We start from the raw sequence: 25835 nt of genomic DNA on the forward strand, positions 1-25835 counted from the left end.
TGCTCCCGTCGCTCAGACCGGCACGGGTTCGGCGGGCTGTTCGGCGGCGCGCGCCCGCCAACGCTGGTGCCAGGGCGCGTCGGGCGCGCCGTCGAGCACCCCGCCGTCGGGGTCGTCGGCGTAGGTCTGCCGGACCGCGTCGAGTTCGGGCCGCATGATGTCCCGGATGATGAATCCGCAGAGCACCGCCACGGTGATCAGGCGCAGGCTCGACGCCAGCACGAAGACGCCCTCGGGGAAGACGGGCCGGGACATGGCCGTGCCGAGCAGTTCGCCGTAGAACGCGGCGAAGTAGCCGACCTCGGCGATCTGCCAGGCGAGGAACGCGCCCCAGCGCGGCCGGGCGAGCACCGCGAGCGGCAGCAGCCAGAGCACGAACTGCTGGGACCAGACCTTGCTGAAGATGAGGAACGCGGCGACCACCAGGAAGGCGAGCTGGGCCAGCCGGGGCCGGCGCGGCGCCAGCAGCGCCAGCCCGGCCACGCCGAGGCAGGCCAGCCCGAAGAGCAGGTACGACACCCAGTTGAGCGTGGGGATGTTGGCGTTGAGCCATTCGAACGGCCCGAGTTCGCCGGGTGCGGACGGGCTGATCCGGCCGTCCAGGTAGCGGCCGATGTACCAGAGCGTGCCCCAGTCGATGGGTCGTGTGGTGTTCAGGTCGAAGAAGCGTTCCCAGTTCTCCCGGTAGGGGATCGCCACGGGCAGGTTGACCGCCACGAGGGACACCAGTGCGGTGGCGGTGGCGACGAGCCCGGCGGCCAGTTTCCCGGCCCGTAGCGCGAGCACCAGGATCGGGCCGAGGAGGAACAGCGGCCACATCTTGGCCGCGCCGCCGAGTCCGATCAGGACGCCCGCCACCGCGGGCAGCAGCATCGCGTACCGGTCGGGGCGGGCGCGTGCCCAGGCCAGCAGGCCGAACGCGGCCAGGCCGATGGCGAGCAGGTCCCAGTTGACGGTGGCGGTGAGCACCAGGGCCGGGGAGAGCGCGAACAACGCGGCGTCCCAGGGTCGTCGGCGGCGCAGGCTGAGAATGACCGCGACGGTGGCGACGGCGAGCGCGCCGAGCACCAGCGCGTTGAGGTTGTAGAACCACTGCCCCTGGTTGATGGCGGGGTTGTCGACGCCGAGGGCGTGCACCGGCAGGCCGAGCGCGCCCATGAAGTAGCCGGTCAGCACCGGGTACTCCACCGGGTGGTCGGCGTAGGGCACCTTGCCCTCGTTGAGCCCTTCGGCGTAGTAGAGCGCCAGCACGTCGGTGTAGCACATGCGGGTGTACTGGATGTTGTTCTGCCACGCGCCGTCCTGGCAGGGGGATTTCTGCACCCAGTGCAGTGCCAGCGTCAGGCAGACCAGCGCCAGCACGATCCGGCCGGCGGTCCAGAACCGGCTCTCGCGGTCGGCCGGCCGGTCCAGGGCGGCGGCGTGGTCGCCGAGCGGCCCCCCGATCAGACCGGAGGCGCCGCGGACGAACCAGTCCGAGCGGGACGGGTGGTCAATCGTCTCTGCCGATCGCGGCGCCGCCTCGGACGCGCCGGGCTCATCGATGCCTGCGGGCGACTGGGTGCTCATGGAGAGGCATCCTGCCGTACACAGGGGGTCGCCGTCCCGTCGCGCGCGGAGAAATTCCGGTACGCGAAACGCCGGCGGCGGCCGGACCGCTCGGGTCCGGCCGCCGCCGTCAGGTCGTGCGCGTCAGTTCTGGCGTGTCGGTGGCGTGCTCGGTAGCAGCCCGCCACCGCCGCCACCACCGCCGGGGCGTCCGCCGCCACCGGGTAGCCCGCCCCCGCCGGGGTTGCCGCCCTGGTCGCCGCCGCCGGGGTCGCCGCCGCCGGGCGTGCCGCCGGGGCAGAACAGGCCCAGTGGGTCGCAGCCCGGTCCGCCCGGCTGGCCCGGCTCGTTCGCCGGCGGCGGCGGGGCCTCGCCGTTGCCGGCGTCGTCCTTGCCGACGTTCGCCGCGGGCGGGAACTCTTCCTTGTCCTTGCCCTTGAGCGCGTCGTCCATGAAGCGCTTGAAGATGTCACCGGGCATCCGGGCGCCGCTGATGTCCCGGCCGTCCTTGTACTGGATCGCCTTGCGGTCCTTGACGTTGCCGACCCAGACCGCGGTGGCGAGTTGTGGCGTGTAGCCGATCATCCAGGCGTCGCCGTTGCGGGTGGTCTTGTCGCCGAGTTCCCAGGTGCCGGTCTTCTCGGCGACCTGACGGCCGTCGTCGAGCCGCTTGTTGATCTGGGCCGGATACTGCTTCAGCACGGAGGTGACGTCGGCGACGATGTCCTTGTCGATCCGCTGCTGCCCCTTAAGCTTCTCCCCGCCGACCACGTCCCACTTACCGGTGTCCGGGTTCTGCTTCTCCACCTTCCGGATGAAGTGCGCCTTGTGGTACATGCCCTGGTTCGCGAACGTGGCGACACCGTTTGCGTGGTCGAGCACCGTGATCGGGTACTGGCCGTAACCGAGGACGTGGAAGAACGGCGACGGTGCCAGGTCCTTCGGGTCGGCCTTGGTCAGATCGTGCGCCTTGGCCGGGTTGGTGTCGGTCTGCCACATCGTGGTGACGCCGGCCTGCTTGGCCATGTCGAGCACCTTGTCCGGGCCGATCTGCTCCGTGATGTAGTAGAACGGCACGTTCAGCGACTTCAGCGTCGACAGTTCGAGCGTGCAGGAGTCACCGCAGGAGACCTTGTCCGCGCCGGCGTTGCTGACCTTGAACTTGGTGCCCTTCGGCGTGAACGCCGACCCCTTCCACCGGGACTTGAGCGAGATGCCTTCCTTCAGCGCCGCCGCGAGCGTGTAGATCTTGAAGCTCGAACCCGGTGAGTGGCCACCGCTCACGACGCCGTTGTCGACGTTCTTTCCGGCGTAGTCGGTGCCGGTGCCGTTGTCGCCGCCGTAGTAGGCGAGCACCCGGCCGGTCTTCGGATCGATGGCCACCACGGCGGCCATCAGGTTCGACGGCTGGCCGGCGAGCTCGGAGCCCTTCTTGGCCCGCTGGGCCGCGTCGAGCGCCGCCTCCTGCATCTTCTTGTTGATGGTGGTGGTGATCTTGTAACCACCCCGGCTCAGCGCCTTGGAGCACAGCGGCTTCTTCTCGGTCGCCTCGGCCTCGTTGTCGGTGCAGAGCTTCATCTCGCGCAGTTCCTGCGAGACGTAGTTGACGATGTTGCCGTACGGGGTGTCGATGCCGAAGCCCCCGCCGCTGTTCTTCGACGGCTTCTGGATGTTCTTCGGGTACTCGGTAGGGTGCTGCGGCGTGTTCGGCGCGTCCAGCCACTTCTCCGTGATCATGCCGTTGATCACGTAGTTCCACCGGTCGACTGCGGCCGGCTGGTTGATGGCCGGGTCGTAGCCCTTGTGCGTGGCGCTGGGCTCCGGCTGCTTAATCAGTGCCGCCAGCACCGCGGCCTCGGCCACGGTCAGGTCCTTGACGTTCTTCTTGAAGTACGTCTGCGACGCGGCCTGGATGCCGTACGCGCCGCGACCGAAGTAGATGACGTTCAGGTAGTGCTGCATGATCACGCGCTTGTCGTACTTGTCGTTCAGCTTGGAGGCGAGGATCGCCTCCTTCACCTTGCGGCCGTACGTGTCCTGGTCCAGGTGGTCGAACGCGTTGCGCGCGTACTGCTGGGTGATGGTCGAGGCGCCCTGCTTGTCGCCGCCGGTGAGGTTGTTCCACGCGGCGCGGGCGATGCCCTTGTAGTCCACACCGGAGTGCTCGTAGAAGTTCCGGTCCTCCGCCGCAGCGACCGCGTGCTGGACGTGCTCCGGGATCTGGTCGATGGTGACCAGCTGGCGGTTCTGGTCGCCGATCCGGGCGATGGCGGTCTTGCCGGTCGAGTCGTAGATGGTGGTGGACAGCGGCGGGATGGTGTCCTGGGGGAGCACCACCTTGGTGGAGTACCAGGTAAAGCTCACCACGCCGATGCCGGCGAGCATGATGAACACGGCGAAGCCGGCGATCAGCATGTTGATCCGGCGGCGCTTCTTCGCGCGCGCCGGGTCCTCGCCGCGACCGCCCCGGCCGGGGCCGGTCGGGCCGCCGGGACCGCCGGGACCGCCACCGGCGGAGCCGGGCACCCGGGCGCGGCCGCCCACCGCCGCCGCGCCGACGCTCGCCCGGGCGCCGACGCTCGCGCGCCCGCCCACGCTCGCCGCCCCCACGCTCGCCGCGCCGACCGCGGCACGTCCGGCCGGAGCGGCCGGGGAGACCGGAACCGACGCCCGTCCGGCGCCCGCGCGCCCGGAGGCGCCGGGTGCCGGCGAGACGGGCACCGAGGCGCGGCCACCCGCGCCGGCCCGGCCCACCGAGGCCGAGCCCGATGCCGGGCGCGGCGCCGGAGCGGCGCCACCGACCGAGGCCCGGCCGCCCGAGCCGTACGGTGTCGCGGAGGCGCGCGCCGAGGCGCCGCCGTCCGGGGAGCCGGACCAACCGTTCCCGCCCTGGTTCCACTCGGAACCGGGGTCGCCGTTCGGGCCCGGGATCTGGGCCCGCCCACGCGAAGAACTGGGATCGCCGTAGTTCATTCCTCACACCCTGCCGGTCGCGGTGGGGCGCGGGGGCGCCGCCACCGGGTTGCCGTGAGCTGGAACACGGGACGTTACCCGCCGGCCGTGCCCGCGGTTGCCCGTCAAATCCGATCTATTCGGACTAATTACGTCTAAGGGCTGTCGATTCCGCCACCCGGGGAATGGGCCGGCAGAGATCGGGACAGCCACGTTCACCGTTGCGCCTCTCGCCTTCGCCGAGGGGTGGAGCCGTTGGCCGCGACGGAATCCTCCGCGCCCTCCGCCTCGCCCACGAGACCGTCCCGGCCGAGCAGGAACTGCTCGACGAGATGGTTCCAGTCGCAGCCGGGGCAGACCTCCACCACGAACACCTGGAACTCACGCAGCGTCATGGCCAGGACGGGCAACTCGGCCCGGGTACGCGCCTGGCCGGCCGACTGCTTGAGTTCGTCACCGTAAATGTAGTGGACGTGGATCAGGTTCTCGCTGCGGCAGATCGGGCAGCGGTGATCGGTCGGCTCGCCGTGGAAGCGCGCAGCGTTCTTCAGGTACGGCGAGGCGTCGCAGACGTCGTACGTGCCGATCCGCCCGGCGAGCAGTTCACGCAGCACCGCCCGCTTCTGGAGCGAGTAGTCGACGACCTGGCGCTGCGTACGCATGCGGCAAAGGGTACGCGCTCCGACGAACCCAGGCGACCATGGTCACGATGCGTGATGATCGCGTCGCGTAAGACAGGGTTTGCCCCGTACATCGGCGTCCGCTAACGTGCGATGTATCGGTCCGATACATCGCGGTGGTTAGTGCTCCGCGCAGGGGGAAAGAAGGGATGGCCCGTGCTCGAGCTCGCCATCCTCGGCCTCCTGCAGGAGGCGCCGATGCACGGCTACGAACTGCGCAAGGAGCTGACCGCCAAGCTCGGCGCCATCCGGGCGGCGATCAGCTACGGCTCGCTCTACCCGACCCTGCGCCGACTGCAGGCGGCGGGATGGATCACCGAAGCCGCTGAGACACCCGCGACCGCCGAGGAGGTTCCCGCGCTGACCAGCCGACGTGGTCGGGTGGTCTACACCATTACCGCGGAGGGCAAGGAACGCTTCGCCCAGCTGATAGCGCAGGCTGGACCCGAGACGTACGACGACACGGGCTTCGGGGTGCACTTCGCGTTCTTCGCCCGGACCGACCAGGCCACCCGGCTCCGGATCCTGGAAGGTCGTCGTCGCAAGATCGAGGAACGTCGCGAAGGTCTTCGTGACGTGCTCGGCCGGGCAGCCGAGCGACTCGACGCGTACACCCTGGAACTGCAACGCCACGGGCTCGACGCCTGTGAGCGCGAAGTCCGCTGGCTGGAGGAGCTCATCGCCAACGAGCGCTCCGGCCGGGCCCCGGCCGACCCGCGAACCGGGACGGCCGACGGCCGACGAGACAACGACAGCCCGCCCACGCCTGGAACGTCCAGGACAGAGCGGCCGTGATGAAGAAGAAGGAGGCAGACGCTATGGGCTCCGTCCGCGTCGCCATCGTCGGTGTGGGTAACTGCGCCTCGTCCCTGGTCCAGGGCGTGGAGTACTACCGGAACGCCGACCCGAACGACCGCGTCCCGGGTCTCATGCACGTCACCTTCGGCGACTACCACGTATCCGACGTGAAGTTCGTCGCGGCGTTCGACGTGGACGCCAAGAAGGTGGGCATGGACCTCGCGGAGGCGATCGTCGCCAGCGAGAACAACACGATCAAGCTGTGCGACGTGCCGCCGACCGGCGTCACCGTGCAGCGCGGCCCGACCTTCGACGGTCTCGGCCAGTACTACCGCGAGATCGTCGAGGAGTCGGACGCCAAGCCGGTCGACGTGGCGCAGGCGCTGCGCGACGCGCAGGTCGACGTGGTCGTCTCCTACCTCCCGGTGGGCTCCGAGGAGGCCGACAAGTTCTACGCCCAGGCCGCGATCGACGCCGGCTGCGCGTTCGTGAACGCCCTGCCGGTCTTCATCGCCTCCGACCCGGAGTGGGCGAAGAAGTTCACCGACGCCGGCCTGCCGATCGTCGGCGACGACATCAAGAGCCAGGTCGGCGCCACGATCGTGCACCGCGCCCTGGCGAAGCTCTTCGAGGACCGCGGGGTCGAGCTGCTGCGCACGTACCAGCTCAACTTCGGCGGCAACATGGACTTCATGAACATGCTGGAGCGCAACCGCCTGGTCTCGAAGAAGATCTCGAAGACCCAGTCGGTGACCTCCCAGATCCCGCACGAGATGCAGAAGAGCGACGTGCACATCGGCCCGTCCGACCACGTGCCGTGGCTGGACGACCGCAAGTGGGCGTACATCCGCCTGGAGGGCCGTTCCTTCGGCGACACCCCGCTCAACGCGGAGCTGAAGCTCGAGGTGTGGGACTCGCCGAACTCGGCCGGTGTCATCATCGACGCCGTCCGGGCCGCGAAGATCGCGCTGGACCGGAAGATCGGTGGCCCGATCCTCTCCGCCTCCTCGTACTTCATGAAGTCCCCGCCGGAGCAGTACGCCGACCACGACGCGCACGCCGCCGTCGAGGCGTTCATCGCCGGCGAGATCGAGCGCTGACGCGCTGAAACGCTGAAGAAGGAAGGCCGGGTCCGCGCGGACCCGGCCTTCCTTCTTCGGGTACGTCAGGACCAGGCGCGCCGCAGCGCCACTGCCGCCTCCAGCTCCAGCAGCGTCACCTTGCGCGGCAGTCCGCCGCCGAAGCCGACCAGCTTGCCGCCCGCGCCGACGATCCGGTGACAGGGCACGATCACCGGCACCGGATTGCGGTTGCAGGCCACCCCGACCGCCCGCGCGCCGCCCGGGTCGCCGACCGCCTTCGCCACCTCGCCGTAGGTCTTCGTCTCCCCGTACGGAATGCGGGTCATCTCCCGCCAGACCGCGCGTTCGAACTCCGAGCCGCGCGGGGCCGACACCGGCACCGTGAACTCGGTCAGCTCACCGGCGAAGTACGCCCGCAGCTCCGTCACCGCCAGCCGCGCCACCGCGTCGCCGGGCTCGTCGGCCGCCCCGTCCACCCGGCCGAAGTGCGCGCCGCGCACCGCGTCGTCGTCGGTGCCGACGGAGAACTCCCCGATCGGTGAGTCGAGCACTGTCCAGCGCATGCCACCCATTGTCGCGCGACGGGCAAAGATTTCCCCGCCCCGGGCGTCTGGAGATGCGGAGGTGGACGGTGGCAGAGGTCGACGGGGAGTTCACCGCGTTCGTCAACGAGCGGGGAGCGGCCCTGCTGCGGGTCGCCTACGCGCTGGCCGGCAGCCAGCACGCGGCGGAGGATCTGCTGCAGAACGCGCTGGCCAAGGCGTACGTCCGGTGGCCCCGGATCCACGGCGACGCGGAGCCGTACGTGAAACGGATCCTCTACCACGACCAGGTCTCCGGCTGGCGGCGGCGGGCGCGGCGCGCGGAGGTGCCGGTGGCCGAACTGCCGGAGCGACCGGCCGCCGGCGACGACAGCGACCTGCGGCTGCTGGTGCGGGACGCGCTGCGGACACTGCCGCCGCGCCAGCGGGCCGTGCTCACCCTGCGCTACCTGGAGGACCTGAGCGTCGAGCAGACAGCCGCGCTGCTCGGCTGCCGCCCCGGCACCGTGGCCAGCCAGAGCACCAAGGCGCTGGCCCGTCTCCGGAAGCTGGTGCCGGGGCTGGACGGGCTGACGAACCGGACGGAGGTGACCCGATGAGCACGTCGCTGGACGAGACGCTGCGGACGGCCGTACACGATCTCGCCGACGGCGCCGCGCCCGCGCCGGACCTGGCGTGGCGCGCGCTCGGCCGGGGCCGCAGGCTGCGCCGCCGACGGCGGGTGGGCACTGCCGCTGCCGCGCTCGTCGCCGTGCTCGCGGTGGCGCTGCCGTTCGTCCTGCTCCGGCCGCGTCCCGCCCCGCCGCCGACCGCGCCGCCGGTCACCGTCGACCCGTCGCCTGTCATCAGGTCGGCGCCCGGACCGGACTGGGCGGACGGGCCGCTGGTGCTGCCCGGCGACTGGGTGGTCACCGGCACGCAGGCGAGGGCGGGCGCCGCCGGGCCGTCGTACCTGCTCGACCGGGGACGCGGCCGGTACTTCGGCAACGGCCGCTACGACGCCGTCCTGCCCGCGCCCACCGGCTCGCTGGTGGCGGTCTGGGACGACGACCGGCCCCGGCAGGTCGGCCTGGTCGACGTGGTCCGGGGCACCAACCGCTGGTACGAGCCGGGCCGCGCGCTGGGCTCGCCGAACTGGTCGCCGGACGGCCGCAGCCTGCTGTTCACCAGTAACCGGGTCGGTCACCCCGGTTTCGTCGTGCTGAGCGCCGCCGGCACCACGCGGTCCCACGCCGTCGACACCGCCCGCTACCCCTGCACCGACTCGTGCTTCTTCCTCTGGTCCCGCGACGGACGGGAGGTGCTGCTCCAGCAGACCGACCCGAACGGGCTTCGGTCCGAGGCGATCCGGCACCCCCGCCGGGGCGTGCAGTTCTTCGCCGCCGACAGCGGCCGGCCCACCCGGTTCGAGCCGCTGCCGGGCGACCCGGCCGGGCCGTGGGCGTGGTCACCGGACGGGCGGCTGGTGGTGGTGCAGGGGCAGAAGGAGCCGCTGCTCGTGGAGGCGGCGACCGGCCGGGTGGTGAACCCGTTGCCGGTGGCCGACGTCGTCTGGGTCGGCGACGACCGCCTGCTCTACCGGCGGCCGTACGGGTCGCGGGACTTCGTGCTCGCCGACACCACCGGCCGCGAACTCGTGCGTCAGCCGCTGCCGGAGGACCTCGCCCTCGCCGAGGTGACGATCGCGCCGCGCTGACCCGGCGCTGAACCTCTGCTGGACGTAGTGGATGTTGCACGGCGTCGATACCGTGCAGGTCATGGCCACCGGGACGCTCATCTTCCTGATCATCGGCGGGGTCGGTGTGGGCGTGCTGACGCTCGCCCTGCTCGGCTCGGGAGTGCTCCACCTCGGCCAGCCGGACGTCGACGGGCCGGTGTCGCTGGAGGCGGTCGCCGGGTTCACCGGCGCGTTCGGCTTCGGCGCCGCGATCGTCAACGAGCTGCTCGGCGGGCGTACCCCCGGGATGATCGCGGCGGCGGTGGCCGGCGGCGCGCTCGCCGCCGTGCCCACCGGCTGGCTGGCGGCCCGGCTCAGTCGCGCGGCCCGCAACATGCGCACCGACGCCACCCCCACCCGCGACCACCTGGCCGGCGCGATCGGCCTGGTGGTGACGCCGATCCCCAGCGGCGGCTACGGCGAGGTGCGGGTACGCCTCGCCGGCCAGCCGGTGAAGCTCAACGCCCGCGCCGACGGGCCGATCCCGGTCGGCACCCGGATCTTCGTGGTCGAAGCACTGAGCGAGACCAGCGTGCACGTCGAGACCTACTGACACCAACAGACGGGAATGCCCATGCCCCTGCTCGTCGCCATCGGCGGCGCGGTCCTCCTCGCCGTCGTCCTCGTCCTCTTCGTGTTGTCCCGGATCAAGGTGGCCGGGCCGAACCAGGCGTTCATCGTCACCGGCCGCAAGGGCCGCACCACCCAGACCGCCGACGGAGCCCGCTCCACCGACATGTCCGGGCAGAAGGTCGTGCTCGGCGCCTCGGTGTTCGTCCTGCCGGTGGTGCAGAAGCTCCAGTCGCTCGACCTGTCCAGCCGCCGGATCGACGTCAGCATCCGCGGCGCGGTGAGCAAGCAGGGCATCCGCACCGAGCTGCACGGCGTCGCGATCGTCAAGGTCGGCGGCACCGAGGACGCGATCCGCGCCGCCGCACAGCGCTTCCTGAACCAGCAGGAGGAGATCGACAACTTCACCCGCGAGGTGCTGGCCGGCGCGCTGCGCTCGATCGTCGGGCGGCTCACCGTCGAGGAGATCATCCGGGACCGGGCGGCGTTCGCCAGCGCGGTCGCCGAGGAGGCCGAGCACTCGATGACCAACCAGGGCCTGGTGCTGGACACGTTCCAGCTCCAGGACATCCTGGCCGAGGGCTCCTACCTGCAGGACCTGGGGCGGCCGGAGGCGGCCCGGGTGCTCAAGGACGCGGCCATCGCCGAGGCGCGGGCCCGCCAGCAGGCCGAGCAGGAGCGGCTGCTCGCCGAGGAGGCGATCGCCGAGGCGAACCGGAACCTGGCGCTCAAGCAGGCCGGCATCCAGGCCGAGATCGACGCGGCCAAGGCGAAGTCGGCGGCGGCCGGGCCGCTCGCCCAGGCCGAGCGGGACCAGGCGATCCTCTCCGAGCAGCAGAAGGTGGCCGAGCGCAACGCCGAGCTGAAGCAGCGCCAGCTCGACACCGAGGTGCGCAAGCCGGCCGACGCGGCCCGGTACAAGGTGGAGCAGGAGGCCGAGGCGAACCGCAACGCGGCGGTGCTCAACGCCGACGCGCAGCGGCAGGCGACCATCGCCGCCGCGCAGGCCGCCGCCGAGCAGGCCCGCCTCACCGGTGAGGGCGAGCGGGCCCGCCGGGCCGCGCTGGCCGAGGCGAACGCGATCGAGGGCGCCAAGGAGGGCGAGGCGGAGCAGCGCCGGCGTTCCGCGATCGCCGAGGCGGTCGAGCGGGAGGGCCAGGCCGAGGCGGCGGCCATCCTCGCCAAGGGTCAGGCCGAGGCCGACGCGATGGCCCGCAAGGCCGAGGCGTTCGCCGCGTACGGCGAGGCGGCCGTCCTGGACTTGCTGGTCAAGGTGCTGCCCGAGGTGGTCGGCGCGGCCAGCGCCCCGATCGGCGCGATCGACAAGATGACGGTGATCTCCACCGACGGCGCGTCGTCGCTGACCAAGTCGGTGGCCGGGAACGTCGCCCAGGGTCTCCAGCTGGGCAGCGACCTCACCGGCATCGACCTGGCCGGGCTGCTGGCGCGGCTGGGCAGCAGCGCGCAGAACAACGGCAAGAGCACTGTGGACGGCAGCACCGTCGACGCGTGACGAACGACGGCGCCCGCCGGGTCTCCCCTCGGGGAGCCGGCGGGCGCCGTTTCGGTGTGGCGGGTCAGAGCGCGGCGAAGACGAACTTCTCGCCGGTGCTCAGGCCCAGGGTCTCGCTGTTCCAGTCGATGACGCGGCTGGCGATGAGCTGGCTGCCCCCGGTCGCGCCGGCGGTGACCGCCTTGCCGTTGGCGTTCGCCCGCAGGTAGACCGAGCCGTCGGTGTTGTAGTCGAGGAAGTCGAAGACCTCCCAGGCGTCGATCACGGTGGCCTTCGCGATCAGCGCCCGGTTGCCGCCGGCGTCCGCCGTGACGAACTGGTTGTTCGCCAGCGCGCGCAGGGCGAAGAACCCGTCGCCCACGCTGACGACCTCGTACCGCTCCCAGGCCCCGACGGTCGCGGCCCGGGCGATCAGGGGCCGGGTGCCGCCGCTCTCGGTGGTCACGTAGTTGCCGTTTGCCACCGCCTTGATGCCGACCACCGGGGGCGCCGCGTCGAAGTCGAACTTCTCCGCCGCGCCGATGGTGGTCTTGCTGGCGATCAGCGGGTTGGTGGTGTTCGAGGCGGTGACGTACTTGCCGTTTGTGACGGCCTTCAGACTGACCGAGCCGTCGGTGTTCGTGACGATCTGGAACTTCTCCCAGTCGCCGATCGCGGCGGACCGGGCGATCAGCGGACGATTGCCGCCGCTCTCGGCGGTGACGAACAGGTTGTTCGTGACGGCACGCAGGCCGTAGTAGCCGTTGCCGGCGTCCACCACGTCGTACCGCTCCCAGGCGCCGACCTCGGTGCCGCGCGCGATCAGCGGCCGGTTGCCGCCGCTCTCCGCCGTCACGTACAGGCCGTTGCCGCGGGCCTTGAGGCCGTACGACTCGCGCGCCACCACCGCGTCGCCGACGTGCAGCAGCCGGTCGGGCGAGCCCATGATGTCGTGCACCGCGCCGCTGACGCTCGTGCCCACGACCGAGTCGCGCACCTGCTGCGGGGTCCAGCCCGGGTGTGCCTCCAGCACCAGCGCCGCGGCGCCCGCCACGTGCGGGGAGGCCATCGACGTGCCGTTCATCGTCTCCGTGCCGGTGGCGGTGCCGGCCTTGGCCGAGACGATGCCGGTGCCCGGCGCGAAGGTGTCCAGGCAGGTGCCGTAGTTGGAGAACCAGGCCCGGAAGTCGATCTGGTCGGTGGCGCCGACGGTGATGGCCGCCGGCACCCGCGCCGGTGACTCGCCGCAGGCGTCCTGCATGCTGTTGCCGGCCGCGACGGCGTAGGTGATGCCGGAGGCGATGGAGCGGGCGACCGCGTCGTTCACCGCTTGGTCGATGCCCCCGAAGCCGAGGCTCATGTTGGCCACCGACGGCCCGGTGGCGTGCGAGGTGACCCAGTCGATGCCGGCGAGCACCTGTTCGCTGCTGCCGCCGCCGTCGCAGTCGAGCACACGTACGGCGACGAGCGCGACGTCCTTGGCGACCCCGTACTTCGTGCCGCCGATCGTGCCGGCCACGTGCGTGCCGTGCCCGTCGCAGTCCTGCGCCACGTCGTCGGACTCCACCGCGTCGTAGCCGTTGCGGGCCCGGCCGCCGAAGTCCTCGTGGTCGATGTCGATGCCGGTGTCGATGACGTAGGCGGTCACTCCGGCGCCGGTCGCCGGGTAGGTGTACCGGCCGTCGGTCTTCGTCCGCGACTGGTCGATCCGGTCCAGCCCCCACGGCGGGGTGGTCTGGGTGCCGGTGGCCTGGTAGCGCTGGACCTGCTGCACGTAGGCGACGGCCGGGTCCGCGGCGAGGCGCTCCGCCTGCCGGCGGTCCATGCTGGCGGAGTAGCCGGACAGCGCCTTGCCGAACACCCGACGTACGGAGCCGCCGTGCTCGCCGGCGAGGGCCGACGCGGTGGACTTCACCTTGGCGGGACCGGCCTTGCCGTCCTTGAGGACGACGATGTAGCGGCCGGGTACCGCCGCGGCGGTGTCGGCGCCCCGGACCGGGGCACGCTTCGGGCCGGCCGGGTCGGCCGAGGCGGCGCCGCCGGTGGCGGCGCAGATGATGGAGGTCGCGGAGGTGAGGGCAAGCCCCACCAGCGCGGAGCGGCGCAGCGCGCCATGACGTGACACTGAATGCTCTCCCCGTGTCCAGCGGCCGTCCCTTCGGGACGGGCGGATGTGATCAGGACAGCCGTACCCGTCGATCCGGGTGGCTGATGATGACCATCATCATGCGCGAGACATCGACCGATGCACGTCAACCTTTCGGTCGACACGCCGCCGTATCGTCGTGGAGCTTCCCCGCGCGGGGAGGTCAGCCGATGATGCCCTCGTCGCGGGCCCAGCGCAGCAGCGCCGCCTCGGCCTCGTCGCGGTCCAGCGGCCCGCGCTCCAGTCGCAGCTCCTTGAGGTGCTGCCAGGCACGGCCGACCACCGGTCCCGGCGGTACGCCGAGCAACTCCATGATCGCGTTGCCGTCCAGGTCGGGCCGCACCCGGGCCAGGTCCTCCTCGGCGGCGATCCGGGCGATCCGCTCCTCCAGCGCGTCGTAGTCGGCCGCGAGCTGCGCGGCCTTGCGCCGGTTGCGGGTGGTGCAGTCGGAACGGGTCAGCTTGTGCAGGCGGGACAGCAGGTCGCCGGCGTCGGTGACGTACCGGCGCACCGCCGAGTCGGTCCATTCGCCGCGGCCGTACCCGTAGAAGCGCAGGTGCAGGCCGACCAGCTTGACCACCTGGGAGGTGATCTCCTTGGAGTAGCGCATCGCCTTCATCCGGGCCTTGGTCAGCCGGGCCCCGACCACCTCGTGGTGGTGGAAGCTGACCCGGCCGTCCGCGCCGACCGCCTTGGTGGCCGGCTTGCCGACGTCGTGCATCAGCGCGGCCATCCGCAGCACGAAGTCGCAGCCGTCGGACTCCAGTGACATGGCGTTGCTGACCACTGTGAGCGTGTGCTCGTAGACGTCCTTGTGCTGGGCGTGCTCGTCGATGGTGAGCTTCAGGCCGGTCAGCTCGGGCAGGAAGCGCTCGGCCAGGCCGGTGTCGACGAGCAGCCGCAGCCCGGTGATCGGGTCGGCGCCGCAGAGCAGCTTGGTGAACTCGTCCCGGATCCGTTCCGCGGTGATCCGGTCCAGGTCGCCGGCCATCTCGGTCATCGCGGCGCGGACGTCCGGGTGGACGGCGAAGCGCAGCTGGGCGGCGAACCGGGCCGCGCGCAGCATCCGCAGGGGGTCGTCGCGGAACGACTCCTGCGGCGTGCCGGGGGTACGGATGATCTTGGCGGCCAGGTCGGCCAGCCCGCCGTACGGGTCGGTGAACCGGTGGTCGGGCAGGCTGACCGCCATCGCGTTGACGGTGAAGTCGCGGCGCTTCAGGTCTTCGACCAGGCTGGTGCCGTACTGCACCACCGGGTTACGGCTGACCTGGTCGTAGACCTCGGCCCGGAAGGTGGTGATCTCCAGGTTGAGGCCGTCGCGCTGGCAGGCGATGGTGCCGAACTCACGCCCGGTCTCCCAGATCGACTCCGCCCAGCCACGGATGACCTTGACCGTCTCGTCTGGGTGGGCGTCGGTGCAGAAGTCGAGGTCGTTGCCGAGCCGGCCGAGCAGCGCGTCGCGGACGGATCCGCCCACCAGGTGCAGTTCGTGACCGGCCTGGGCGAAGCGCCGGCCCAGCTCGTCGGCGACCGGTGAGACTCGGAGCAGTTCGGCGACGGCGTTGCGCTGCGCGGCGGTCAGCTCGCGGCGGTCGGCGGCGTGGGAGGCGGAGGCTTCGGACATGGGATCGCCAGCCTATCGGGCCGAGGGTGGATCGACCGCGCCGGGCGCGGGTAACGGGCGGAGGTTGACTAAGGTTCCGGTTGGGCGGGGCCGGCCGGACCCGGTTGCGACGTACCCCTTGGAGGCTGGCAGATGAGCGGCGGGCTCTACCGCAGCGCGAACGCGCACGGCGGCGGCCTGCCGCCGGACGACGGCGCCACCTTCATCTCCGCCGAGCCGCTGAACCAGCCGGGCGTCGAGGCCGTCGCGCCCCCGCAGGAGGTGGTGGCCGAGACCAGCGCCGCGGCGAACAGCGCGGTGATGGCCATCGGCAGCCTGGTCAGCCGGGGTACGGGCTTCATCCGCAACCTGATGATCGGCGCCGCGCTCGGCACCATGGTCGGTGACGCGTTCACCACCGCCCAGTTCCTGCCCAACCAGGTCTACGAGTTCCTGCTCGGCGGCGTGCTGACCAGCGTCCTGGTGCCGGTGCTGGTCCGCCGCCGCAAGATCGACGCGGACCGGGGCGAGGCGTACGCGCAGCGCCTGCTGACCCTCGCGGTGCTGGCCCTGGCCGCGACCGCGCTGATCGCCGTGGTGCTGGCCCCGGTGCTCACCGCCGTGTACGCGGCCGGCAGCGACGACCCGGCGTACACCACGCTGGTCACCCGGCTGTCGTACCTGATGCTGCCGATGCTGTTCTTCACCGGCATCAGCGCGCTGATCGCCGCGGTGCTGAACACCCGGGGGCACTTCGCCGCCCCGATGTGGGCGCCGATCCTCAACAACATCGTGTCCATCGGCACGTTCGGCCTGTACATCGTCGTCTACAGCGCGAAGGCGCTGCCGCCCGGCGAGGTGGGCTGGGACCGGATCCTGCTGGTCGGCGGCGGCACGCTGCTGGGCGTCGCGGTGCAGGCGATCGGCCTGCTGCCCGCGCTGCGCAAGGTCGGCTTCCGGTGGAAGGCACGGTTCGACTTCCGCGAGCTGGGGCTGCGCGAGCTGGCCCGGCTCGGCGCCTGGATGTTCTGCTACGTCGCGGTCAACCAGCTCGGCCTCTTCGTGGTGGTCAACCTGCTCAACCGGGCCACCGGCGGGGACGGCCAGAACGCCGGCCTGCTGATCTACAACAACGTCTTCCTGCTGCTGATGATGGCGCACGGCATCATCGCCGTCTCGATCATCACCGCGCTGATGCCGCGGATGAGCGCGGCCGCCGCCGAGAACCGGTTCCACGACGTCACCGCCGACCTGTCCCGGGGCACCCGGATGGTCACCGCGGTGCTCGCGCCCATCGCGGTCTGCTACGCGGTGCTGGCCGCCCCGATCTCGGTGGTGGTGTTCCGGTACGGCGCGTTCACCGGCGACAACGCGGTGGCCACCTCGACGGTGCTGCTGGTGGCGGCGCTCGGCCTGGTGCCGTTCGCGGTCAGCCAGCTCTTCACCTTCGCGTTCTACGCGCTGCCGGACACCCGTACCCCGGCTCTGGTCAACATTCCGGTGGTGGCGCTGCGCGTCCTGCTCCAGGTCGGTCTGTTCCTGATCTTCTCGAACACGTTCGCGGCGGCCGGGATGATGCTCGGCAACGCCGTGTCGTACCTGGCGGCGGCGATCATCTCGGCGATGCTGCTGCGGCCCCGGGTGGGCCGGATCGGGCTGGGCGGGATCATGCGCACGCTCGGCCGGGTGGTCGTGGCGGCCCTCGGCGCGGCGGTCGTCGGCCTGCTCGTGGTCGCGGTGCTGCCGGGCGACCCGGCGAGCCTGAGCTGGCTCGCCGCGGCGGTCCAGTTGGTGATCGGCGGCGCGGCGATCGGCGCCACCTACCTCGGGCTCGCCATGGTGCTGCGGATCGGCGAGATCACCGAGGTGGTCGGGATGGTCCGGCGGCGCCTCGGGCGTTGACCCCCTCGGTGACCGACGGTGAACGAGGATCACCAGGCTGGGGATACGGCTGTGGATAACTTGGAATTCCCCCGTCCACTGGGCCTCTCGGCCTGTGGACAACCAACCGTACGGACGAGGGAGCGCAGGCCGGGAAGGGGAAAACCTCCCTGTCGCCGCACCGGTACGCCCCTGTGCCACCTCGTTGCCGTCAACCTCTAGATTGGCGGTGCGTGTCCGGCTCGCCCGCCGGGTGGGCGGGCGACCCGGCCGGGAGCCCGTGGCGACTGGCCTTCCGGCCGGTCACAGCGGGAAGATGACATGTCGGAGAACCGGGCATCCCGGGTAAGGTCGCTCTCGACGGGTACGACCGGGATCGACGCGGGCGTCGAGACCGCGGCCGTTCGAAGGCAGAGCGGGAAGCCACATGCCCAGCAGCACGGGTCCATCGATCGACGCGATCACCGAGGGAGGACGGGTGACCCAGGTCGGCGAGGGTCAGGAAGCGGAGGAGACCTCTCCTGCGGTCGTGACCTTCGGTGCTCCCACGGTCGGTGAGCTGCTCGCCGAGCGGTACGAACTGGTCGAGCACATCAACAACGACAGCGCGGGCCGGTTGGTCTGGCGCGGTGTCGACGTGGTGCTCCGCCGTCCCGTCGCGGTGGTCCTCCGCTACCCGGGTGGCGACTCCGCCACCGAGATGCTTCAGGCCGCGGTCGCCGCGAGCCGCGTCATCCACCCCAACCTGGTCGGCGTCTACGACGCGATCGACGAGGACGACCGCGCCTACGTGGTCCGCGAGTGGGTGGACGGGCAGTCGCTGCGCGAGATGGTCGCCGCCGACGGGCCGCTCGACCCGGCTCGGGCCACGGCGATCGGCAACGCCGTCGCGAGCGCCCTCGCCGCCGTACACGCCACCGGCATGGTGCACGGCAACCTGCACCCCGGCACGGTGATGATCAGCGACGACGGCCGGGTGGTGCTCGCCGACGCGCGTACCGACGGGGCGGACAGCCAGCAGAACGACCTGCGCGCGGTCGGTGGGGTGCTCTACTTCGCCCTGACCGGGCACTGGCCGCACGGCGAGGCCCCGCTGCACGGCGCCACCGCCGGGCACGGCCGCGCCGCCCTGCCGGACGCGGTCCGCGACGCCGCCGGCGCCATCGCCGCGCCCCGGCAGGTGCGTGCCGGCGTACCGGCGTACCTCGACGACCTGACCATGGACCTGCTCGACCGGGAGATCGACCCGCCGGCGTCGGACGTGCTGGCCGCCGAGCTGAGCCGGCTCGACATCCCGGCCGACGAGCAGTTCCTGGAGCAGGCCGGGCCGCTGCGTTTCACCGCCGAGCCCGGCGAGGAGCCCTCGCCGCTGGCCGCGGCCGGCGGGCGCAAGGTCGCCATCGGCATCGCCGGCATGCTGGCTGTCGCCCTGGTCGGGCTGCTCATCGGCATCAACGCGCTCGGCGGTGGCGACGACGGCGACAAGGAGCCGGTCGCCCAGCCGTCGAACAGCGCGCCGGCCAGCGCCGGCGGTGGCGACGAGCCCGCAGCGCAGGTCCGCAAGCTCACCATCCAGGACGTACGGATCATCGACCCGGACGGCGATCGCGCGGAGGTGCGCAACGCCGAGAAGGTCATCGACGGCGACGACGACGAGGGCTGGGAGACCAACACCTACCGGACGAACGCCAAGTTCGGCGGCCTCAAGAAGGGCATGGGCGTCTGGATCGACCTGGGTGCCCCGCACTCGGTCAAGCAGCTGGAGGCGACGCTGTCGGCCACCGGCGCCACCGTCGAGCTGCGTACCGGTGCCCGCGGCGACTTCCCGTCCACCTCCGCCGGCGACAAACAGCTGGTGAACGCCTACTCCACGGTGGTCGGGCCGGCGAACGAGAACGGCGGCACGAAGATGATCTTCGACGCCTTCCAGCCGGACCAGAAGTACCAGTACCTCCTCTTCTGGATCACCAAGCTGCCGGTGAAGGACAACGGCAGCACCTGGAAGCTCGGCGTCCAGGAGATCACGGTCCAGGGCTCGTGACCCGTCGGCCGCGCCCGCCGCGCCACCTCCGCCGGACGTGGTGATGGCGGAACGCGACGACCCGCAGCCCGGCCGCTCCGACCTGGACCTGCTCCGGGCCCACGTGGCGGGCGACCGGGACGCCTTCACCGAACTGTTCCAGCGGCACCGCGACCGGCTCTGGGCGGTCGCCCTGCGTACGATCGGCGACCGCGAGGAGGCGGCGGACGCCCTCCAGGACGCCATGCTCTCCGCCCACCGCGCCGCCGCCCGGTTCCGGGGCGACTCGGCGGTCACCACCTGGATGCACCGGATCGTGGTGAACGCCTGCCTGGACCGGATCCGGCGGCGGCAGACCCACGCCACCGTCCCGCTGCCGGACGGGACGCACACCGACGGCGAACCGGGCCGGCACACCGGCGGGCGGGAACCGGCCGCACCGGCACACGACCACGACACCGCGCTCGTGGTCCGGCAGGCTCTCGCGGCGCTACCGGCCGAACAGCGGGCCGCGCTGGTCCTGGTGGACGTGCAGGGCTATCCGGTCGCCGAGGTGGCCCTGATGCTCGGCGTCGCCGAGGGGACCGTGAAGAGCCGGTGCGCCCGGGGCCGGGCGAGGCTCGCCGTCCTGCTCGGGCACCTGCGGACCGGTTCCGACTCCCCCGCGGCCGACGTGCCGCGGGTCACCTCCGGGAACCGGCGGGGCCCCGAGGGCGTCGGATCCTCGTCGGGAGCGTCCCGTCAGGCCGTCAGCCAGGAGGAGCCGTGACTTCCCGGGAGTTCAGCGAGGTCGACCACGACCTGCTCGCCGACTACCTCGGCGGGGCGCTGGACGGCACCCCCGAGCAGGCGACAGTGGCCCGGCTGGTCGAGCAGGACCCGGCATGGCGGGTTGCGTACGAGACGCTCGCCGAGGCGGTCGACCTGGTGCACGCCGACCTGGCCGGCTGGGCGGCGGCGCCCACGCCGGAGATGCCCGTGGCGGTGACCGACCGGATCACGGCGGCGCTCGCCGGGGCCGGACCGGGCGCGCTGCGCGACGGTACGCCCGTCGTACCGGCTCAGGCCGGCGGCGCGGCCCGCCCGCCCGGCGCCGCGTCGCGTCCCGAACGGCACAGCGGCCCCGGTCGTCGTCCCCGGCGCTGGGCCCGGATCGCCGGCCCGGTGGCCCTGGCCGCGGCCTCGGTCGCGGCGGTGGGGCTCGGCGTCGGCCGGCTGGCCGACCCGGGCGACGGCGGTACGGCCGACCGGGCGGCCGGGGAGGCGGCGCCGATGGCCGCCGCGCCGTACCGGACCACCGGACCGGCGCTGCGCAGCGGCACCGACTGGACCCCGGAACGCCTCGCCGCCGCCCGCGTGCCCACCGGGGCGAAGTCGACGCCGCAGGACATGGCCGCTCCGTCCGGCGCGGCGCGGGAGAACGGCCCGGAGACGCCGCTGTACAGCGACAAGTACCGCGCCGGGGGGTTCGCCGGGCTGGACCGGCTGACCCGGCCGGAAACGCTCGGCGCGTGCCTCACCGCGATCGGCGCGGAGCACGGCGCCACCCCGCTCACCATCGACATGATCGACTACGCCCGGTACCAGGGCGCTCCGGCGCTCGTGGTGACGTTCGCCGACGCGACCGGCGCCCGCTGGGGCTGGGCGAGCGGGCCGGAGTGCGGCGTGCCCGGGTCCGGCGCGGACACGCGCTTCCGTACGCGGGTAGGGTGAAAACGCGGTCATCACGCGTGTCCCGCCACGTGACCTGACCCACCGGATGACCGGCTCGGGAATCCCCGCTTCGTACGATGACGTTCTGCAAGTCAGGCGCCGGCGCCGCTGAGCCGTCGGCACTCGGGATCGACATCGGTGCGGCCGGTGACGAACACACACATCGGGAGACGGCAGTGGACGAGGTCCGCAACCTGATCATCATCGGCTCCGGTCCGGCCGGCTACACGGCTGCGGTCTACGCCGCACGCGCCAACCTGAAGCCGCTGGTGATCGAGGGCGTGCAGTCGGGTGGCGCGCTGATGACCACCACCGAGGTGGAGAACTTCCCCGGTTTCGCCGACGGCATCCTCGGGCCCGAGCTGATGGACAACATGCGCAAGCAGGCCGAGCGTTTCGGCGCCGAGTTCCTCACCGACGACGTGACCCGGGTCGAGCTGAAGGACACCGGCGAGATCGGCTCCGACGCGGTCAGCACCGTGTGGGTGGGCGAGACCGCGTACCGCGCCCGCGCCGTCATCCTCTCCACCGGCTCCGCCTGGCGGCCGCTCGGTGTGCCGGGCGAGCAGGAATACCTCGGCCACGGGGTGTCGTCCTGCGCCACCTGTGACGGCTTCTTCTTCCGCAACCAGCACATCGTGGTGGTCGGCGGCGGCGACTCGGCGATGGAGGAGGCCAGCTTCCTCACCCGGTTCGCCGAGTCGGTGACGATCCTCCACCGCCGCGACTCGTTCCGCGCCAGCAAGATCATGGCGGACCGGGCGCTGAGCAACGAGAAGATCAAGGTCGAGTGGAACACCGTGGTCGAGGAGATCCTCGGCGACGACGGCAAGGTCAACGGCGTACGGGTGCGCAACGTGCACACCGGCGAGAGCAAGGTGCTCGACGTCACGGGCGTGTTCGTGGCGATCGGGCACGACCCGCGCAGTGAGCTGTTCCGCGGCCAGGTGGAGCTCGACGACGAGGGGTACGTGAAGGTCGAAGCGCCGAGCACCCGTACCAGCGTGCCGGGCGTGTTCGCGGCCGGTGACGTGGTCGACCACACCTACCGGCAGGCCATCACGGCGGCCGGCACCGGCTGTGCCGCCGCGCTGGACGCCGAGCGCTTCATCGCCACCATCCAGGGCTGAGAGTTCGACGAGCAAGGTTCGGAGGAGGAGAGTTCATAGTGGGAGCAACCAAGGCGGTCACTGACGCGAGTTTCGTCAGCGACGTGCTGCAGTCCGACAAGCCGGTCCTGGTGGACTTCTGGGCGGAGTGGTGCGGCCCGTGCCGCAAGGTCTCGCCGCTGCTGGAGGAGATCGCCGGCGAGATGAAGGACCAGGTCACCATCGTCAAGCTCAACATCGACGAGAACCCGGAGACGGCGCGCGCCTACCGGGTCATGTCGGTGCCGACGCTGACGATCTTCAAGAACGGCCAGCCCGTGCAGTCGATCGCCGGCGCCAAGCCGAAGGGCGAGTTGCTCAAGCTCATCGAGTCGGCGCTCTGAGCCGTACCGGCAGCGCCGGAACCCCCGTCACCCCGCCCGGGTGACGGGGGTTCCGGCTTTCCTGACCTGCATGAACACGAACCCGCCGGGTACCGGTCACGGTACGCTCCGTAAGCATCTCGTCGGAGTTCCGGTCCTGCCAACGTCCGTGCATAGGGGGTCGTCGTGCATCCGATCCGACCCGGTGACCAGGGACCGGCGGTGGCCGAGATCCGGACCGTCCTCGTCGGCCTGGAGCTTCTTCCCGCCGAGGGCGGAGGCGACGACTACGACGCCGAGACCGAACGCGCGGTCCGGGCGTTCCAGCAGTCCCGCGGCCTCAGCGTCGACGGGCGCGTCGGCGCCGAGACCTGGCGGGCGCTGGACGCGGCCCGCTGGCGGTTCGGCGCCCGCGCGCTCTTCCACGCCGTACCCGAGCCGATCACCGGCGAGGACGTCCGCTCGCTCCAGGAACGCCTCCTGGAGATGGGGTACGACGTGGGACGCGCCGACGCCATCTACGGCATCCGCACCTCCCGCGCGGTGGCGCAGTTCCAGCGGGAGATGGGGCTGAAACCGGACGGGTCGTGCGGGCCGCACACCGTCAACGCGCTGCGCCGCCTCGGCCGCAAGGTGGTCGGCGGACGCCCGCAGTGGCTGCGCGAGTCCGACGCCATCCGGCAGGCCGGGCCGGAGCTGGTCGGGCGAACCGTGGTGATCGACCCGGGGCACGGAGGCACCGACCCGGGCGTGGTGGTGCCCGACGGCCCGCTGCACTGGACCGAGGCGGACCTCGTGCACGACCTCGCCAGCCGGCTGGAGGGGCGGCTCGCCGCGGCCGGCGTACGGGTGCAGCTGACCCGGGGCCCCGCGCCCGCGAGCTGCCTGCCCGACGCGGACCGGGCCCAGCTCGCCAACTCCCTCGGCGCCGACGTGTTCATCTCGCTGCACACCGACCACCACGCCAACCCGGCCGCCGAGGGGGTCGCCACCTACCACTACGGCACCGACAACGGCGTCACGTCGGCGACCGGCGAACGTCTGGCCGGGCTGGTGCAGCGGGAGATCGTGGCCCGCACCGGGCTGCGTGACTGCCGTACCCACGCCAAGGCGTGGGAGCTGCTCCGGCTCACCCGGATGCCCGCGGTACGCGTCGAGGTCGGCTACCTGACCTCGCCGGACGACCGGGCCCGGCTGGTCGACCCCCGGTTCCGGGACCGGGTGGCCGAGGCCATCGTCGCCGCGGTGCAGCGGATGTACCTGCCGATCGAACGCGACGTGCCGACCGGCTCGATCGACGTGACCGAACTGCGGGCGGCACTCGCCGCCGGCACCGTCGTCGACTGACCCCCGCTCAGCTGGTCGAGCGGGTGGCCGGCGCCGGGCGGACCGGCCGCAGCAGCGTCTCCGGGCTCATCGAGCCGAGCAGCTTCTCCAGCGCGTACTCGACGTCCGACTTCCAGCTCAGCGCCGTCCGCAACTCCAACCGCAGGCGCGGGTAGCGCGGGTGCGGCCGGACCGTCTTGAAGCCCACCGAGAGGAAGAAGTCGGCGGGCGCCACGCAGGCGCGGGCCGGGTCGTCCGCGTCGTCGCCGAACTTGGCGTCCCCGAACGCCTCGATCGCCTTGATGCCGCGCTTGGTCAGGTCGCGGGCCACGCCCTGGACCAGCATCCGGCCCAGGCCGCCGTCGGCGAAGGCAGGCACCACGTGCGCCGTCATCAGCAGCGCCGCGTCCGCCGAGACCGGCGAGGTGGGAAACGCCATCGAGCGCGGGACGTACGCCGGCGGCGCGTACATGACGAAGCCGGCCGGCATCCCGTCGACGTAGACGAGCTTGCCGCAGGAACCCCACTCCAGCAGCGTCTGGGAGACCCACGCCTCCTTCTCCAGGCCCGGGTCACCTGCTGCGCAGGCCCGCTCCGCGGAGACCGGATCCAGCTCCCAGTAGACGCAGCGCCGGCACGATCGAGGCAGGTCCTCCAGCGTGTCCAGGGTCAGGCTGACCAGACGTCGCGACATGAGCGCACCCCACCAATAGGCTCGGAGCGCCGGTTCCTCCCGCGCCCTCCTGCTCCCGACGAGCGATCGTACGCCCCTGTCCGGCGGTACGGGAGGGAACGCGTTAACCCCCGCCCGGACGGCCGAGTGGCGGGTCCGGGATGTGGACGTGTCCACACGGCCGGTGCCGCTACCGTCACCGGGGACTACGATCGACCAACCGGCCCTCGCCGCCAATGGATGTCGGCATCGCGGGTACCACACCGGGCGGCAGCCCCGCCGACACCCGATCGAGGTGATGTCATGACCGGCACGACGCTCGACGACTACACCGACAGGTACGCCCGGCGCGTCCGCGGGATGACCGCCTCGGAGATCCGGGCGCTCTTCGCGGTGGCCAACCGGCCGGAGGTCGTCTCGCTCGCCGGTGGGGCACCCTACATCGCGGCGCTGCCGCTCGACGCGGTCGGCGAGATGCTCGGCCGGCTCGGCTCCGAGCACGGCGCCACCACCCTCCAGTACGGCGTCGGCCAGGGCGCCCCGGAGCTGCGCGAGCGGATCTGCGAGGTGATGTCCCTCTCCGGGATCGACGCCTCGTGCGGCGCCTCCCCCGAGGACGTGGTCGTCACCGTCGGCGGCCAGCAGGCCCTCGACCTGGTGGCCCGGCTCTTCCTGGACCCGGGTGACGTGGTGCTCGCCGAGGGGCCGACGTACGTCGGCGCGCTCGGGGTGTTCCAGGCCGCCCAGGCCCAGGTGGCCCACGTGCCGATGGACGACGAAGGGCTCATCCCGGAGGCGCTGGAGGTGGCCATCGCCGACCTGGCCCGGGCCGGCCGCCGGGTGAAGTTCCTCTACACCATCCCCACCTACCAGAACCCCGCCGGCGTGACGCTGAGCGAGGAGCGGCGCGAACGGGTGCTCGACATCTGTGAGCGCGCCGGGCTGCTCGTGGTGGAGGACGACCCGTACGGTCAGCTCGGCTTTGAGGGCGAGGCACCCCGGCCGCTGCGGGCCCGGCGGCGCGAGGGGGTCTTCTACCTGAGCACGTTCTCCAAGACGTTCGCGCCGGGCCTGCGGGTGGGCTGGATCCTGGCCCCGCACGCGGTCCGCGACAAGCTGGTCATCGCTAGTGAGGCGCAGATCCTCTGCCCGAGCGCCTACGCCCAGTCGGCCGTCTCGACGTACCTCGGCACCATGCCCTGGCGGCAGCAGCTCAAGGTCTACCGCGAGATCTACCGCGAGCGCCGGGACGCGCTGCTCGACGCGATGGCCGACCTGATGCCGGAGGGCACCACCTGGACCAGGCCGCAGGGCGGCCTGTTCGTCTGGGCGACGCTGCCCGACGGGCTCGACTCCAAGGCGATGATGCCGCGGGCAGTGGCCGCCCGCGTCGCGTACGTGCCGGGGACCGGCTTCTACGCCGACGGCACCGGCGCCGGGAACATGCGGCTGAACTTCTCCTTCCCGACGCCGGAGCGGATCCGCGAGGGTGTCCGCCGGCTGGCCGGGGTGATGGAGCAGGAGATCGCGATGCGGAAGGTCTTCGGCGCAGTCGGCGGTGCCGGACCCCGCCGACGCCAGGGCGGCTCGGACGCGCCCGGTCCCGACTTGGCATGATGCC

The 25835-nt window shown here is 71.9% G+C and carries 21 protein-coding genes; 14 read left to right on the forward strand and 7 right to left on the reverse strand.

All coding sequences use genetic code 11. The features are described from left to right. Positions 1–12: 12 nt before the first annotated feature. From J3R08_RS30875 to J3R08_RS30885, 3 genes are all read right to left on the reverse strand, one after another. On the reverse strand, positions 13–1569 hold the full coding sequence (locus tag J3R08_RS30875) for a glycosyltransferase family 87 protein (protein WP_043330809.1): 1557 nt from the start codon (positions 1567–1569) through the stop codon (positions 13–15). 123 nt (positions 1570–1692) lie between these two features. Then, positions 1693–4521: a transglycosylase domain-containing protein gene (locus J3R08_RS30880; protein WP_209963797.1), complete on the reverse strand. Its 2829-nt coding sequence runs from the start codon at positions 4519–4521 to the stop codon at positions 1693–1695. A 194-nt stretch (positions 4522–4715) separates the two neighbouring features. Next, the gene (locus J3R08_RS30885) at positions 4716–5162 is read right to left on the reverse strand and encodes a DUF5318 domain-containing protein (RefSeq protein ID WP_030499480.1); all 447 of its coding nucleotides are present in this window, start codon (positions 5160–5162) and stop codon (positions 4716–4718) included. A 174-nt stretch (positions 5163–5336) separates the two neighbouring features. On the opposite strand from J3R08_RS30885, the gene J3R08_RS30890 reads away from it, so the two are divergent. Both J3R08_RS30890 and J3R08_RS30895 read left to right on the forward strand, forming a co-directional pair. After that, positions 5337–5975, forward strand: coding sequence for a PadR family transcriptional regulator (locus tag J3R08_RS30890; protein ID WP_030499481.1), 639 nt, complete (start codon positions 5337–5339; stop codon positions 5973–5975). A 23-nt stretch (positions 5976–5998) separates the two neighbouring features. Further along, the gene (locus J3R08_RS30895) at positions 5999–7078 is read left to right on the forward strand and encodes an inositol-3-phosphate synthase (protein ID WP_030499482.1); all 1080 of its coding nucleotides are present in this window, start codon (positions 5999–6001) and stop codon (positions 7076–7078) included. Between the two features lie 65 nt (positions 7079–7143). Here J3R08_RS30895 and J3R08_RS30900 read toward each other — a convergent pair whose 3' ends face one another. Beyond that, positions 7144–7623: a methylated-DNA--[protein]-cysteine S-methyltransferase gene (locus tag J3R08_RS30900; protein WP_209963798.1), complete on the reverse strand. Its 480-nt coding sequence runs from the start codon at positions 7621–7623 to the stop codon at positions 7144–7146. A 68-nt stretch (positions 7624–7691) separates the two neighbouring features. Here J3R08_RS30900 and J3R08_RS30905 point away from each other — a divergent pair, with 68 nt between their 5' ends. The 4 genes from J3R08_RS30905 to J3R08_RS30920 are packed head-to-tail and all read left to right on the forward strand — an operon-like array spanning position 7692 to position 11402. After that, positions 7692–8201 (forward strand): SigE family RNA polymerase sigma factor, encoded by a 510-nt coding sequence (locus J3R08_RS30905; protein WP_369799317.1) that lies wholly within the window; start codon positions 7692–7694, stop codon positions 8199–8201. After that, the gene (locus tag J3R08_RS30910) at positions 8198–9298 is read left to right on the forward strand and encodes a PD40 domain-containing protein (RefSeq protein WP_209963801.1); all 1101 of its coding nucleotides are present in this window, start codon (positions 8198–8200) and stop codon (positions 9296–9298) included. The genes J3R08_RS30905 and J3R08_RS30910 overlap by 4 nt, the downstream gene beginning before the upstream one ends. 31 nt (positions 9299–9329) lie before the next feature. Continuing rightward, on the forward strand, positions 9330–9872 hold the full coding sequence (locus J3R08_RS30915) for an NfeD family protein (RefSeq protein ID WP_124778911.1): 543 nt from the start codon (positions 9330–9332) through the stop codon (positions 9870–9872). Between the two features lie 21 nt (positions 9873–9893). After that, positions 9894–11402, forward strand: a complete 1509-nt coding sequence (locus J3R08_RS30920) for a flotillin family protein (RefSeq protein ID WP_043327695.1) — start codon at positions 9894–9896, stop codon at positions 11400–11402. A 64-nt stretch (positions 11403–11466) separates the two neighbouring features. Here the strand turns inward: J3R08_RS30920 and J3R08_RS30925 are convergent, their stop codons facing one another. Continuing rightward, on the reverse strand, positions 11467–13506 hold the full coding sequence (locus J3R08_RS30925) for a S8 family serine peptidase (RefSeq protein WP_043327694.1): 2040 nt from the start codon (positions 13504–13506) through the stop codon (positions 11467–11469). A gap of 184 nt (positions 13507–13690) precedes the next feature. Continuing rightward, positions 13691–15151 carry a CCA tRNA nucleotidyltransferase gene (locus J3R08_RS30930; RefSeq protein WP_043327693.1) on the reverse strand — a complete coding sequence of 487 codons (1461 nt, stop codon included), beginning with the start codon at positions 15149–15151 and terminating at the stop codon, positions 13691–13693. Between the two features lie 132 nt (positions 15152–15283). Between J3R08_RS30930 and murJ the strand changes: the two genes are divergently transcribed. The 7 genes from murJ to J3R08_RS30965 all read left to right on the forward strand — a co-directional run bounded on the left by murJ (position 15284) and on the right by J3R08_RS30965 (position 23562). Further along, the gene (murJ, locus tag J3R08_RS30935; RefSeq protein WP_064448057.1) at positions 15284–17032 is read left to right on the forward strand and encodes a murein biosynthesis integral membrane protein MurJ; all 1749 of its coding nucleotides are present in this window, start codon (positions 15284–15286) and stop codon (positions 17030–17032) included. A 406-nt stretch (positions 17033–17438) separates the two neighbouring features. After that, positions 17439–19052: a protein kinase family protein gene (locus J3R08_RS30940; RefSeq protein ID WP_064448056.1), complete on the forward strand. Its 1614-nt coding sequence runs from the start codon at positions 17439–17441 to the stop codon at positions 19050–19052. A 43-nt stretch (positions 19053–19095) separates the two neighbouring features. Continuing rightward, complete coding sequence (gene sigM, locus J3R08_RS30945; RefSeq protein WP_064448055.1) at positions 19096–19800, forward strand: RNA polymerase sigma factor SigM; 705 nt, start codon at positions 19096–19098, stop codon at positions 19798–19800. Next, positions 19797–20744, forward strand: coding sequence for a hypothetical protein (locus J3R08_RS30950; protein ID WP_113974483.1), 948 nt, complete (start codon positions 19797–19799; stop codon positions 20742–20744). Before sigM ends, J3R08_RS30950 begins: the two co-directional genes overlap by 4 nt. 176 nt (positions 20745–20920) lie before the next feature. Then, positions 20921–21874, forward strand: coding sequence for a thioredoxin-disulfide reductase (trxB, locus tag J3R08_RS30955; protein ID WP_064448138.1), 954 nt, complete (start codon positions 20921–20923; stop codon positions 21872–21874). A 38-nt stretch (positions 21875–21912) separates the two neighbouring features. Then, on the forward strand, positions 21913–22236 hold the full coding sequence (gene trxA / locus J3R08_RS30960; protein ID WP_030499495.1) for a thioredoxin: 324 nt from the start codon (positions 21913–21915) through the stop codon (positions 22234–22236). A gap of 165 nt (positions 22237–22401) precedes the next feature. Then, a complete protein-coding gene (locus J3R08_RS30965; protein ID WP_043327688.1) occupies positions 22402–23562 on the forward strand; it encodes an N-acetylmuramoyl-L-alanine amidase in 1161 nt (386 codons plus the stop codon). Between the two features lie 7 nt (positions 23563–23569). Here the strand turns inward: J3R08_RS30965 and J3R08_RS30970 are convergent, their stop codons facing one another. After that, the gene (locus J3R08_RS30970) at positions 23570–24235 is read right to left on the reverse strand and encodes a hypothetical protein (protein WP_043327687.1); all 666 of its coding nucleotides are present in this window, start codon (positions 24233–24235) and stop codon (positions 23570–23572) included. Positions 24236–24517: 282 nt separating this feature from the next. Between J3R08_RS30970 and J3R08_RS30975 the strand changes: the two genes are divergently transcribed. Continuing rightward, positions 24518–25831 carry a PLP-dependent aminotransferase family protein gene (locus J3R08_RS30975; protein WP_064448053.1) on the forward strand — a complete coding sequence of 438 codons (1314 nt, stop codon included), beginning with the start codon at positions 24518–24520 and terminating at the stop codon, positions 25829–25831. Positions 25832–25835 lie beyond the last annotated feature (4 nt).

The organism is Micromonospora sp. HB375 (genome assembly GCF_017872985.1).
GTDB classification, from domain to species: Bacteria; Actinomycetota; Actinomycetes; order Mycobacteriales; family Micromonosporaceae; genus Micromonospora; species Micromonospora chalcea.